The sequence below is a fragment of the Alphaproteobacteria bacterium genome (genome assembly GCA_033344895.1).
GTDB lineage: Bacteria > Pseudomonadota > Alphaproteobacteria > UBA8366 > Aestuariispiraceae > Pacificispira.
In genome coordinates, this window is sequence record JAWPMN010000001.1 from 917,433 (window position 1) to 929,843 (window position 12,411).

The 12,411-nt window shown below is 62.6% G+C and carries 14 protein-coding genes; 2 read left to right on the forward strand and 12 right to left on the reverse strand.

Annotated features, from left to right (window positions below):
- Nucleotides 1-28: 28 nt before the first annotated feature.
- A complete protein-coding gene (locus R8L07_04455; GenBank protein MDW3204774.1) occupies nt 29-778 on the forward strand; it encodes a sulfite exporter TauE/SafE family protein in 750 nt (249 codons plus the stop codon).
- 97 nt (nt 779-875) lie between these two features.
- Here the strand turns inward: R8L07_04455 and R8L07_04460 are convergent, their stop codons facing one another.
- The 7 genes from R8L07_04460 to R8L07_04490 all read right to left on the reverse strand — a co-directional run bounded on the left by R8L07_04460 (nt 876) and on the right by R8L07_04490 (nt 6,829).
- A complete protein-coding gene (locus tag R8L07_04460) occupies nt 876-1,217 on the reverse strand; it encodes a RidA family protein (protein MDW3204775.1) in 342 nt (113 codons plus the stop codon).
- Complete coding sequence (locus tag R8L07_04465; protein ID MDW3204776.1) at nt 1,214-2,611, reverse strand: NAD(P)/FAD-dependent oxidoreductase; 1,398 nt, start codon at nt 2,609-2,611, stop codon at nt 1,214-1,216. The genes R8L07_04460 and R8L07_04465 overlap by 4 nt, the downstream gene beginning before the upstream one ends.
- A complete protein-coding gene (locus R8L07_04470) occupies nt 2,592-2,885 on the reverse strand; it encodes a (2Fe-2S)-binding protein (GenBank protein MDW3204777.1) in 294 nt (97 codons plus the stop codon). The genes R8L07_04465 and R8L07_04470 overlap by 20 nt, the downstream gene beginning before the upstream one ends.
- Entirely contained in the window at nt 2,866-3,960 is a 1,095-nt protein-coding gene (locus R8L07_04475) for an FAD-dependent oxidoreductase (GenBank protein ID MDW3204778.1), read from the reverse strand. The genes R8L07_04470 and R8L07_04475 overlap by 20 nt, the downstream gene beginning before the upstream one ends.
- Before the next feature lie 61 nt (nt 3,961-4,021).
- Nucleotides 4,022-5,017, reverse strand: coding sequence for a TRAP transporter substrate-binding protein DctP (dctP, locus tag R8L07_04480; protein ID MDW3204779.1), 996 nt, complete (start codon nt 5,015-5,017; stop codon nt 4,022-4,024).
- 46 nt (nt 5,018-5,063) lie between these two features.
- Nucleotides 5,064-6,362, reverse strand: coding sequence for a TRAP transporter large permease (locus R8L07_04485; GenBank protein ID MDW3204780.1), 1,299 nt, complete (start codon nt 6,360-6,362; stop codon nt 5,064-5,066).
- On the reverse strand, nt 6,359-6,829 hold the full coding sequence (locus R8L07_04490; GenBank protein MDW3204781.1) for a TRAP transporter small permease subunit: 471 nt from the start codon (nt 6,827-6,829) through the stop codon (nt 6,359-6,361). Before R8L07_04490 ends, R8L07_04485 begins: the two co-directional genes overlap by 4 nt.
- 87 nt (nt 6,830-6,916) lie before the next feature.
- Here R8L07_04490 and R8L07_04495 point away from each other — a divergent pair, with 87 nt between their 5' ends.
- The gene (locus tag R8L07_04495) at nt 6,917-7,885 is read left to right on the forward strand and encodes a LysR substrate-binding domain-containing protein (GenBank protein ID MDW3204782.1); all 969 of its coding nucleotides are present in this window, start codon (nt 6,917-6,919) and stop codon (nt 7,883-7,885) included.
- Here the strand turns inward: R8L07_04495 and R8L07_04500 are convergent.
- The 5 genes from R8L07_04500 to R8L07_04520 form a co-directional block, all read right to left on the reverse strand.
- On the reverse strand, nt 7,882-8,595 hold the full coding sequence (locus R8L07_04500) for an ABC transporter ATP-binding protein (protein ID MDW3204783.1): 714 nt from the start codon (nt 8,593-8,595) through the stop codon (nt 7,882-7,884). The two genes, R8L07_04495 and R8L07_04500, sit on opposite strands and share 4 nt — an antisense overlap.
- Nucleotides 8,588-9,340: an ABC transporter ATP-binding protein gene (locus tag R8L07_04505; protein ID MDW3204784.1), complete on the reverse strand. Its 753-nt coding sequence runs from the start codon at nt 9,338-9,340 to the stop codon at nt 8,588-8,590. Before R8L07_04505 ends, R8L07_04500 begins: the two co-directional genes overlap by 8 nt.
- Nucleotides 9,337-10,236, reverse strand: a complete 900-nt coding sequence (locus R8L07_04510) for a branched-chain amino acid ABC transporter permease (protein MDW3204785.1) — start codon at nt 10,234-10,236, stop codon at nt 9,337-9,339. The genes R8L07_04505 and R8L07_04510 overlap by 4 nt, the downstream gene beginning before the upstream one ends.
- An 11-nt stretch (nt 10,237-10,247) precedes the next feature.
- Nucleotides 10,248-11,135, reverse strand: coding sequence for a branched-chain amino acid ABC transporter permease (locus R8L07_04515; GenBank protein MDW3204786.1), 888 nt, complete (start codon nt 11,133-11,135; stop codon nt 10,248-10,250).
- Between the two features lie 77 nt (nt 11,136-11,212).
- On the reverse strand, nt 11,213-12,379 hold the full coding sequence (locus R8L07_04520; protein ID MDW3204787.1) for an amino acid ABC transporter substrate-binding protein: 1,167 nt from the start codon (nt 12,377-12,379) through the stop codon (nt 11,213-11,215).
- Nucleotides 12,380-12,411: the final 32 nt, after the last annotated feature.

The window sequence follows — 12,411 nt, forward strand, 5'->3', positions numbered from 1 at the left end:
CTCTCTCTTGTTCGACGAGGTCTTTGACGTGATCGAAATACTGATTCTTTGCGCGGCGGGATTTGCCGCTGGGGCTCTGAACGCCGTTGCGGGGGGAGGCACGTTCCTGAGCCTTCCCGCCCTGATCTATGTCGGCGTGCCGCCGGTCACGGCGAACGCCACGGCGACCGTCACGGCCCTGCCCGGTTATATCGCCAGTGCCTGGGGGTTCCGGGAAGACATTCGGTCTGAAGGCGCCCTCGGTCTCCGGGCAATCCTGACCGTCACCGTCCTGGGCAGTATTGCGGGGTCGTTTCTACTGATTGCGACTCCCGGGGACGCCTTCCTCGATATTGTTCCCTGGCTCCTGCTCCTGGCGACGCTCCTCTTCGCCACTGGCCCGGCCATGATTGGCCAGTTCCGGAAGCGGTCGGTTGCGTCGGCGGGCCGCCTCGTATCCGGCGTTACCGTCCTCGCGGTCGCGATCTATGGTGGATACTTCAACGGCGGCCTTGGGATCATGCTGCTGGCCGTCTTCGGCTTGATCGGATTCACCGACCTGCACGGGATGAATGGGCTCAAGAACATTCTTTCCGCGCTGCTGTCCCTGGTATCGGCGGTGACGCTTGCCGCCGCTGGTCTGGTGGCCTGGGAACACGCCGTCCTCATGGCCCTTTGCGCGACGGTGGGGGGGTATCTCGGTGCCCGCCTCAGCCGCCGCATCGTCCGAACCGATCTGCTGCGGATTTTCGTGACGGTGGTCGGACTGTTCATGACCGTCATGTTCTTTACAGCCTAGGTAACGCGGCGCCGCATCCACTTTCCGCAAGAACCGCAAACAAGAACTCCGGCCCGGAGGATACCGGGCCGGAGTTTCAAGGCGATGTTCGATTGCGTCAGTCGGCGGCGGCTGTGATGATCATCTCGACCTTCAGGTCTTCCCGCGCCAGACGGGATTCACCACAGGCCCGGGCCGGCGCATGCCCTTCCGGTACCCAGGCATCCCACACCTCGTTCATCTCGGCGAAATCTGCCATGTCCAACAGCCAGATGATGGCCTGAAGGATGCGGTCGGGCGAGGAACCGGCCTTCTCCAGCAGGACCTCGATCCGTCCCAGGCAGTCCCGGGTCTGATCCGCCACGGTCGGGCCTTCCCCGACCTGGCCGCACAGGTAAACCACCCCGTTATGCTTCACGATCCTGGACATGCGTTTGCCGGTTTCGATGCGTTCTATCACTCTTTCATCTCCTGTTGTTCGTTCAGTGCCGCGATCTCTCCCAGGGTTACGGGTTTGATCGGGGGGCGGATTCTGTAATAGCCGGTAGCATCCGGAGAGATGCCGTTCGCCTCGCTCAGCAACGCCGTTACGGTCAGACCGCAATACCGCCCCTGACAGGGGCCCATGCCTGGCCGCCCGAAGGCCTTGGTCTGATTGGGCCCCAGGCAGCCAAGCCCGGCATAGCGACGAATATCGCCGGCGGTCACTTCCTCGCATCGGCAGATGATGGTGGATTCTCCCGGCGACAGCGCTTCCCGATAGGGTGGATAGGCGGCGTCGAGAAACGGTCGGACCGCAAGTTCCTTCCGCAACGCCCGTGTCAGCGACGCCAATTCAGAAGCAATGTCGGCATCGGTTACCGCACCGATGTCCCGGGCGGCATGCAGTGCGGCGATCCGGCCGGCAACCGCGGCCGCCTTCGCTCCACCGATCCCGGCCCCATCGCCAGCCACGAAGACAGTGTCGTTGACCGTTCGCCCGCCCGGACCGGTTTCCGGATTGAAGCAGTGCTGCAAACAATCCCACCGATGGGGAATATCCAGGGACCGTACAGCCTGAACATGCGGGATGACCCCGTGATGCAGCAGGATCGTATCGGCCTCAATCTGATGCTGTTTGCCACCGGCCTCAAACCGTAAGGCCTCCGCGCAACCGGCGCCTTCAACGGCGAGCCCCGTCGCACCGGTGTAGCGCGGCACGCCGGCACGCTGAATCTGACGCAGCATCTTTGCGCCCTTAAGCAGATAGCGCCAGCCCGACAGGGCACCGGGCAGGTGTCTGAGCGCGCGCAGAAAGTCGCTCCGTGTCTGGGTCTCGACAAGGGCGAGCGGCGGCGTCCCGGTCCGCACCATCTGTGCCGCGATCAGATAAAGCAGCGGCCCGGAACCGGCGACGACCGCCCGTTCGGGCACTATTCCGGACTGCTTGAGCAGGATCTGCGCCGCACCGGCCGTCATAACGCCGGGAAGGGTCCATCCCGGTATCGGCATCGGCCTCTCCAACGCACCGGTCGCGATCAGCAAACGCTTTCCTTCGACGCTCCGCGCCTGTCCTGAGACCGAGAAGAACACAGTCGGCCCATCATCAATCTGCCAGACGGTCGCCCCCGGGATATGGCTAATGGACGGATGTTCCAGTCCGCGCACGAGCGGAAGCCCATCCGTATAGTCCGACCCCAGTATATCGCCTCGTCGTGCTGCGGCGCGTTCGACATCGCGGTATATCTGACCGCCCGCCCGCGTCTGCTCATCCAGAACGATCACCGACAGACCCTTCCCGGCGGCCTCTCGGGCCGCAGCCATGCCGGCCGGGCCTGCTCCGATCACGATCAGATCATGCATCATGCGGCTCATGCGGTTTGCGGATCGTCATCCCTTCCCGGACGGCGACAAGGCAGGCCTGCCGCACGACGCCGTCAATCTCGACCAGGCAGTCGTAGCAGGCCCCCATCATGCAGAACGGGGCACGCGGCGCGCCGGAAAGCGGAGTCTCGCGAAAGGTATGGATCCCGGCGGCCAGAAGCGACGCGGCCAGGTTTTCCCCTTCGGGCAATGACAGACCTCGTCCGTCGAAGATGACACGAACGCGTCTGCCATCGGTGTCCAGATTACGAAAAGCGGGCTTCACCGAAGACCTCCAGATCCGGGGCGGCCGATGTCTTTTCCAGCCAGTCGGGCAGGAACCGCGCATGGGCCGCGGACAGCGTGATGCCGCTGTGGCAGGTGACGAGAAAGGCGCCCGGCATCTCCGGGCTTTCCTGATAGATGGGCAGACCGTCGGGCGACAGGATGCGCAACGCTCCCCAGGACCGTACCAGATTGGCGCGGGTCAGGATCGGATAGGCCTGAACGGCGTCCGACGCGAGCCGCGACAACCCGGCTGGCGTGACGCCATTGTTGAGCCCGACCTCTTCATTTGTGGCGCCGATCTGGATGCCGCCCTCGTCGACCTGACGCGCGATCAGGGAGGGGCGGCTCATGATCTTCGGCATCTTTTCGGTAATCAGAACCTGCCCGCGTTGCGGACGGATCGGTGCCTTGAAGCCCATGCGCGGCCCCAGATCGATCGCCCCCAAGCCGGCCGACAGGACCGTCTTGCGGGACCGGACTTCCGTCCCGTCGGCACAGGTGATGCGGAACAGGTCCTGCTTGTCGACGGCGGTGACCTTTTTGCCGACAAGAACATTGCCGCCCTGCGCCCGCACATCCTGAGCCAGCGCGCGCAACAGCCGCAGCGGATTCGCATGGCCATCCTGATGGTGCAGGATCGCGCCAACCACGGAGGGGCCGATATTCGGCTCCTCCCGGCGCAAGGCATTGCTGCCCAAAACTTCGTACGGATAGTCGCCGCCGAGCTTCCGTTTAAGCTCTTCATACTTTGCGACAGTGCTCTGTAACTCTTCTTCGGAGAAATGGAGGTCGTAGCCACCCTCTTGCCGCAGACCGATGTCCCGGCCCGTCGCATCGGCCAGCTCTGCTGCATACTCGGCCCAGGCGCCGGCGGATTGCTGGGACCACTGGGCGTAACGCGGCTGGTTCATCCCCTTCGACTGCACCCAGACCAGGCCAAAATTGCCTCGGCTGGCCCGGAAGGATCCGTCATCCCCGTCGAGGATGGTCACCGACAGGCCGCGTTTCAGCAGCCCCCAGGCGACAGAAAGCCCCACCACCCCGCCACCGATTATGGCGTAGTCCGATTCCATTCCAATTCTCCGAAAGGAGGATCAGGCAGGCGGCCAGGGTGCCGCCTGCCTGATGCCTGACTTAGTTCGTGGCCGACTGGGCGCGGTCGAGGATCGCCTGGCCCCATTCGGCGCCGACATCCTCCAGCACGACCGGCCAGACTTCGGCGCGAATCTTGGAGGCCATCGCGGCAATCTGCTCGTCCGTCAGGGTCACGATGTTCGTGCCGAGTTCGTCGGCAAGCCGCTTTTCGTTGCGGGCCTGATCGGCCTCCGCCACTTCCCATCGGGTGGCTTCGAAAGCTTCCGCTTCCTTCTTCAGCGCCGCCAGGCTTTCCTCCGACAGTTCGGCCATGCTTTCGTTGGACAGCATCATGAACCAGACTTCGAAATGGGTGTTGGCCGGAATGTAAGTCTTGGTCACGTCCCGGAAGGAGGCGTAGTAGCCTTCGGCGCCCGACCCGATGACACCATCCACGACACCGGTCTGGACGGCCGTGAAGGCTTCGGCGAAGGGAATCGGTGACGGGATGTAGCCCAGGGCTTCACCGGTCAGCTGGAAGCTCTTGATCCCGGGCACGCGCACCTTGATCCCGTTCGGTACCGTGCTGCCGGCCTTCGGGTTGTCGACATTCAGCGAGATGCCGCCGAAATAGACCGGGTAGGCCGCCAGGACCGTGATGTTCTGTTCCTGGAACAGGTCCACCATCGTCTCGCGAACGGCGCCGCCCGGCCCGTAGATGGCCTGGGCCTCATCCCAGTTGCCCGCCAGATAAGGGAAGGACGCGATCTGCATGCGACGGTCGGCGGCAGCACCGGCCGGCTGCGTCGCCATGTCGATGGCGCCCACGCTGATCCGCTCCTGCACGGTCGTATAGTCGCCCAACGCGGAGGCCGCGAAGATCTGGATCTTCACATCGCCATCGGTTGCCTTTTCCACAGCATCTGCAAAAGCGCGCAGCTCGACGTCGATGGTCGCGCCCTGCGGTCGGACATGGCTCATCTTCAAGGTCTCGGCCAGCGCGGGCGATGCGGTGACCAGGGCGGCAAGCGCCGTAGCAAACAGTTTCGCTTTCATCGATTTCTCCCAGATTTTCGGAGGTTGGTTAAAACTTGGCCGCGGCTCAGTACCCAAAGAGCCTTGGCAGGAACAATGAGAGGTCCGGCCAGAAGGACGTCAGGAACACCACCGGGACATAGCCGGTGACGATCAGGAACATGGCCGGCGGGATCATCTTCGTAACCTTCACATTCCCGACCCTGGCACCGAGATAGAGAATGGAGGCGTAGGGCGGCGTCACCCCTCCCATGGCGGTGTTGACCCCCATGATCGCCGCGAACTGGACAGGGCTGATTCCGAGCGCCGTCATCAACGGCAGCAACAGCGGTGCAATCAGGATGATCGCGGTCGCGTCGTTGACCACCATGCCGACCAGGAACAGCAGGATGTTGATGAAGATCAGAAGCAGGACCTTATTCTCGGTGACCGAGAAGATGGCGGAGACCATTTGCTGCGGAATGCTCTCATAAACGAACATCTGGCTGAGGATCATCGAGAACAGGATCATGACCATGATCGTCCCGACAGCCGTCGCCGCCTCGCGTCCCGCCGACAGGAAATTCGGCAGCTTCAGCCCGCGATAGATCAGAAAGCCGACCGGGATTGAATAGATCACCGCGACGGCCGCCGCTTCGGTCGGGGTCATGACCCCGCCATAGATGCCGCCGAGGATGATGACCGGCAGCAGCAGGGCGGGCAGGGCGCGGGCGCCCCGACGGGTCGCCTCCCCGGCCAGTTTTCCGAAGCTCGGCGTTTCATCGAGGATCAGCGGGAACTTCCGGCTCATCCACAGGTTCATGACCGAGAAGGACGCCATGATCAGAAGGCCTGGTCCCAACGTCGCCAGGAAACAGGCGGCGATCGACGTATCGGTGACCCAGCCATAAAGGATCATCGTGACGGATGGCGGGATCAGCAGGCCTAGAATGGAGGAGTTGGCAACCAGCGCCGTGGCATAGGCCCGGGGATAGCCACGCTTCTCCATTTCCGGGATCAGCAGCGGGCCGATCGCCGCGATACCGGTCAGACCGGAGCCGGAAATCGCACCGATGATGGCACAACTGACCGCCGCGACGACGCCCAATCCACCCCGTACATGCCCAACAAAGACGTTCACGAACCGCAATAGGGACGCCGCTATACCGCTTTGTGACATGATCGTCCCGGCCAGCACGAAGAGCGGAATCGCCAGCAGGATCGGGTTCGACAATTGCTGAACGCCCCAGAGCATCATCCCCTTCATCGTGACGTCGCCGACGAAGTACATGACCATCAGGGCGCCACCGAAACAGTACGGCAGCGGCACGCCAAGCGTCAGCGTCACGACCAGAACGCCGATGGCGAGAAGAGCAACTTCAATCATTGGGGGGCTCCCGTCCGCAGGTCGCGGATATGCCGGATCAGATGCAGCGCGGTGTAGACCATCATCAGGGCGAGACCGATCACCAGCGCCATGTCGAAATAGAATGTCGGGATGTAGAGCGTCGGGCTTTCCCGCCAGACCCGCCAAGCGTACTGCGTGAACTGCCACGCCCAGGTCAGCAGCCAAAGTCCCACGACGAGGCTGATCACTTCGCCGATGATCGCCAGGATCGTGTGTCCCCGATCGGTTTTCAGGAAGATTTCCAGCACGTTCGCGCGAATATGGGAATTCTCGCGCGAGGCATTGACCGCGCCCAGGATGTAGAGCCAGACGGTCGGATACATCATTGTTTCCTCAAGCCCCATGACCGGGACTTCCAGGACATAACGCGTGATGACCTGCACGAATTGGCCCAGCGCCACGATGCAGATCAACGATGTCAGCAGGATGGATACGAAACGGTTCATGAAGCCCCCCACGGAATTGCTTGAACTAACGACAACGGCATGCACAAGTTCAAATTCGAAATTTCGCTGATCCTATAAATCTGTCTTATGGCATACACTCCAAACCTCACCATCCGGCAATTGCAAACCTTCCGCGAAGTGATGCGCACCGGTTCGATCTCCGAAGCGGGACGGGCGCTCAGCCGCACCCAGCCGGCGGTATCGAGCGTGATCGCGGCACTGGAACGAGAGCTTGGTTTTCCGCTCTTTATCCGGGATCGCGGCCGTCTGACCCCCTGCCCCGAGGCGCATTACTTTCTGGAGGAAGCGGAGGAAATCCTGACTCGGCTGGAGCGTGCACAACACGCCATGGCTGAGCTGTCGGGACACCAGCGAGGGTCGGTCCGGATCGCCTGTTACCCGGCGGCATCGGGCTTTTTCCTGCCAAGACTGCTGGTCGAGTTCCTGCGCGACAGACCCAAGGTGAAGGCGGATCTGATGATGCGATCCTCTCTTGTGGTTGAGGACCTAATTGCATCCCAGGAATACGATATCGGCCTTGCAGAGACGCCGGAACCGCGCCCATCGATGCAGATCGAATCATTCGAGTTGAGTTCGGTCGTCGCACTGTCCCGGGATGATCCGCTGGCATCCCTGCCCGTCATCACGCCGAAGGAGCTGGACGGCAAGCCGCTGGCGATGCTGTTCGACGAACACAGCATGACCCGGGATCTGCGGGCGGCCTTTCGTCAGGCGGGCGCCCGGGTGAACCGGCGCTTCTGTCTGCGCACGCTTCTGCCGACGCTCGATCTCGTGGCCGGCGGCCTTTGCGCCTCCATCGTCGACCGGATCACCGTATCGACCTATGCCGGCACCGATATCGTGTTTCGGGATTTCAAGCCGGCGGTCGCCTCCAGGATTTCCATCCTGCGCCCGGCACACCGACCCGCCTCACAACTCGCCACCGCCTTTCACGATCTGCTGTCCCAGGCAATGCGAAGCCTCGAATCGACAAGGAATGTCGCTGACATGCAGTCCCGCACGGGCCATCCCCCGCACGGGCACCCATCGACCTAGTGGCCGAGATAGGCTGCGCGAACCTGTTCCGACCCCAGCAGATCCGACCCGGTCCCTTCCAGCACGATGCGGCCGTTCTCAAGGACATAGGCATGATCGGCAATGGCCAGGGTCTGGGAGACATTCTGCTCCGCCAGCACCACGGTCAGGCCAAGACGCACGAGGTCCGGCAGGATGCGGAAGATCAGCTTCGCAATTCCCGGCGCCAACCCGAGGGTCGGCTCGTCCAGCAGCAGCACCTTGGGTGCCGCCATCAGGCCCCGCCCCAGCGCAAGCATCTGCTGCTCACCACCGGACAAGGTTCCGCCCGCCTGATGTGTGCGTTCCCGAAGACGCGGAAACATTTCCAGCACGGTCTCCAGGGTATCGGCCTGGACGGCCCGACCGCGCGGCGCGATCGCCCCGACGCGCAGATTCTCCATGACCGTCATGTCCGGGAAAATCCAGCGCCCCTCCGGTACCATGGTGATCCCGTCTGCGACGACACGGTCGCTCGGCATCCCACCGATGGAACGCCCTTCGAACAGGATAGAACCGCTGCTGGGTTCAATCATGCCGGACAGACTTCGCATCAATGTCGACTTGCCGGCCCCGTTCGAACCGATGATGGCCGTAATCCCGCCCGCCGCGACATTCAGCGACACACCATGCAGAACGCGTACCTCGCCATAGCCCGCATGCAGATCGGTGACGGTCAGGAGATCAGACATGCGCCGCCTCCTCCGTGTCGTCGTCCGCCCCGAAATAGGCAGCCTGAACGACGCGGTTCTCGGCGATGTCGCGTGCGGTGCCGTCCGCGATCTTCTCCCCATGATGCAGGACGGTAATCCTGTCGGACAGGTCCGACAGCGCGCTGACGACATGTTCGATGATGAGGATTGTCAGATCGTTGGCTGCCTTCAGGCGGCGGATCGTCGCCATCATCTCGGACACTTCCGTCGGTGTCAGGCCCGCCATGACCTCGTCCAGCATCAGGAGCTTCGGTCCCGTGGCCAAGGCACGCGCGACCTCCAGCCGCTTCCGCCCGGACAGGGTCAGTGTCGCGGCCGGTTTGTCAGCCTGCCCGTCGAGACCGATCTCCGCCAGGACCGCATCCGCCACCTTTCGCGCCTCTATCGAGGTCAGCCTCTCCGACCGACCGTACAGCGCCGCCGTTTCGACATTCTGGCGAACGGTCAGCCCTGGAAAAGGCCGGACGATCTGGAAGGTCCGCGCGATGCCGCGCTGACAGACCTGATCCGGCCTCATCCCCTGGATTTCCATTCCGTCGAAGCGGATGCGCCCGGCATTGGGCTTCACATTTCCGGCAATGATGCTGAACAGCGTCGTCTTGCCGGCGCCGTTCGCCCCCATCAGCCCGTGAATGCTGCCGCTCTCCACTTCGAAGGACACATCGTTCAGGGCTTTCAGCCCGCCGAAACTCTTGCTCAACCCGTCGATGCGAAGAAGGCTCATCCCCCTGCCCCCCGGCGCCTCAGCAGACCGACAATTCCGGCCGGCGCAAACAGCACGAACCCGATCAGGCAGAGCCCCAACAGAATCAGATAGACCTGCGGCGCGGTGTTGCGCAGCACCTCGGACAGGCCGACGAGGAAAACCGCGCCAAGAACGGGCCCGCGTGAATCGCCCGCACCGCCGATGATTGCGATGGTCACGATGGTGAAGGAGATCGTCGGATTGAAGACCTGAAGCACCTCGAAATAGGTCGACCGTAACGCCATGACGCCGCCGACCATGCCCGGAATGACGGCCGATGCGGCAAAGGCAAGAACTTTCAGCCGGACCACGTGCACACCGATGGTCTCCGCCGCCGTCTCGTCCTCGCGGATGGCATCCAGCCCGCGCCCGAAGCGGGAGTGATGGACCGCATGCAGCGCCAGCGTCGCTGCGACCGCAAGTCCGACCATGATCCACAGCAGCGTATCCGGCCGTGGCGCGCCGAAGAGAAGACGGCTCGACTGCCCCAGGGAGGTCTCGACATTGAGCAGGATATATTTGACCAGTTCCGCGAGCCCGAAGGTCAGAATTACGAAATAGGGCCCCCGGACGCGCAGGACGGGCAGCGCCACGATCAGCGCGAACAGGCCGGCGACGCCGCCCGCCAGCGGGATCGAGATCCAGAGCGGCAGGGTCTTGAACGAAACCGCGACGACATAGGCGCCAATGCCATAGGCCACCACATGGCCGAGGGAAATGTAGCCGGTCGTCCCGCTGAACAGGCTCCAGCTTTGGGTCAGCGCGATCCACATCGCAAGGTTGAGGGCGACGATCGTCCAGTATGCCCCGGCGCCCAATCCGAAGGCCAGAAGGGCGGCGGCACCGACAAGGGTCGCTGCGAGTGGCAATAGCATCGACCGCATCATCATGATCGCCGCGCCTTTCCAAGCAGGCCCTGCGGACGCAGCAGCAGGATGGCGACGAAGATCCCGTAGATCAGGATCGAGCGAAAATTCGCGGATGTCAGCGCCACGGCATAGATTTCGATGAAGGCCAACAGGAAACCGGCCAGGATGCCCCCGGCAATGTTCCCAAGCCCGCCCATGATGATGACCACGAAAGCGGCAATGGTGAACGGGAACCCCATGAAGGGCGAAACCTGTTCCGCCATGCTGATCAGCGCCCCGGCAATACCGGCGATGCCGAAGCCGCCCAGGATGCTGATCGTCTGAACCCTGTCGATATTGATACCGACGACCCGCGCCGCGTTGCGATGCTGGATCAGGGCCTTGACCGCCAGCCCGTAGATGCTGCGATTCAGGAACAGCAGAACCGAAACCAGTAGAACGATGGCAACGGCCAGGGTCGCGATCCGGTTGCCCGTCATGGCAACGCCGCCGAAGGAATAGACGGTATCCATATGCTGATAGGCGCGCGGCGTTGCCGTGAAGGCCAGGCTCGCAAGGTTCTGGATGACGATTGAAACCCCGAAGAAGAGCAGCAGCGATGTCGCCTCCAACTGGGCCGCCGGGCGGTTCGCGGACAGTTGCCGGCGGAACAGCGTTCGGTACAGGAAATACCCGATCAGACCTGTCAACGCGGCGACCATCGGCAGCCCGATCAGTGTCGGCAGTCCCAGCAGGGTGAATCCCCAAAACGCCCCATAGGCGCCGATCATTACGATGTCGCCATGGGCAATGTTCAACAGCCGCATGGTGCCGTAAACAAGGTTCAGGCCCAGCGCGATCACCGCATAGACCGACCCGAGCACCAGGGCGGCGAAGAGAAGCTGACCTGACAGCAGGACTTCCACGACAGTTCTCCGGACGAGCGCGAAGGAGAAGAAACTCCGGCGGGGCGCAGCCAAACGCCCCGCCGGAGGCAATAGGACTATCGCTTGGCGACCGGCGCCGTTGCGATGTCTTTCGGCCAGACGATCTGCATCTCTCCACCCTGGATCTGCAGGAAGGCGGTCGGCGTCACTGCGTTTTCGACCCCGTCGAAACGCACCGGTCCGTTGATGGTTTCAAAGGTCCCGGACGCAATCGCCTCGCGCAGCGCGTCATGATCCAGCCCGGCCTCGGCCACGGCCTGGGCAAGGATCTCGCAGGACATGTAGGCCAGCGCCGAGTCGAGATAGTCAGGCGCATGGCCGTACTTGGCGACATAGGCGTCGTAGAACGGCTTCGCACGCGGCCAGTCGTCCTGAGTTTCCGCCCAGTGACCAACCGTCATGATTCCGTCGGCAACCGGCCCGAACGCATCCTTGAAGGCGGAAATCGTCGGCCCGATCAGCAGGAACTGATAGGGCGCATTGATCCCCAGTTCCTTGGCCTGCCCCATGTAAAGGAAGGCATCGGACGGATAGGTCAGCGCCAGAACCGCATCGACATCGGCGGATTTCAGCTGCGTCAGAAGCGGCGTCATGTCCTTGATGTCTGGCGGATAACTTTCGTTCAGTTTGACTTCGATGCCGGCGGCTTCCAGAGCCGGAACGAGGAACTGGAGATTCTCCTGACTGAAGGGCAGGACATTCGCCAGAATACCGACCGAACCGACGCCTTCTTCCTTCAGCATCGCCACCAGCGCCGGACCGATGCGATCCGGGATGGCCGATGTCGGGAACCAGATGTTCCCCGGCTCTACTTCGCGGATGGCGACGGAAGCAGCGGTATTGCCGACCATCGGGAAACCGTACTGCTCCACCACGCCGGCAATGTTGAGATGATGCGGCGTCCCCCAGGGGGCAAGCAGCAGGTCGACCTCGTCCTCGTTGATCAGCTTTTCGTAGATCTGGGCGGATTTCACCGGGTCGGATTCATCGTCATACCAGATCAGTTCGACCGGGCGTTTCTCCCCCGCGACATTCAGGCCGCCTTCGGCGTTTACCTGTTCTGCCCACAATTCATAGGCCGTGACCTGTGACGGCGCCGCCTTCGAAAACAGACCCGTATTTGCGATGGAGTATCCGATCTTCACCGGCTCCGCCGCCTGGGCCGAGAATGGCAGGGCCAGCATCGCCGCAACGGCGAGACCGGATTTGAGCGACTTAAACATTCCCTATCTCCCTCAGTTCAAGTGCGAATGGA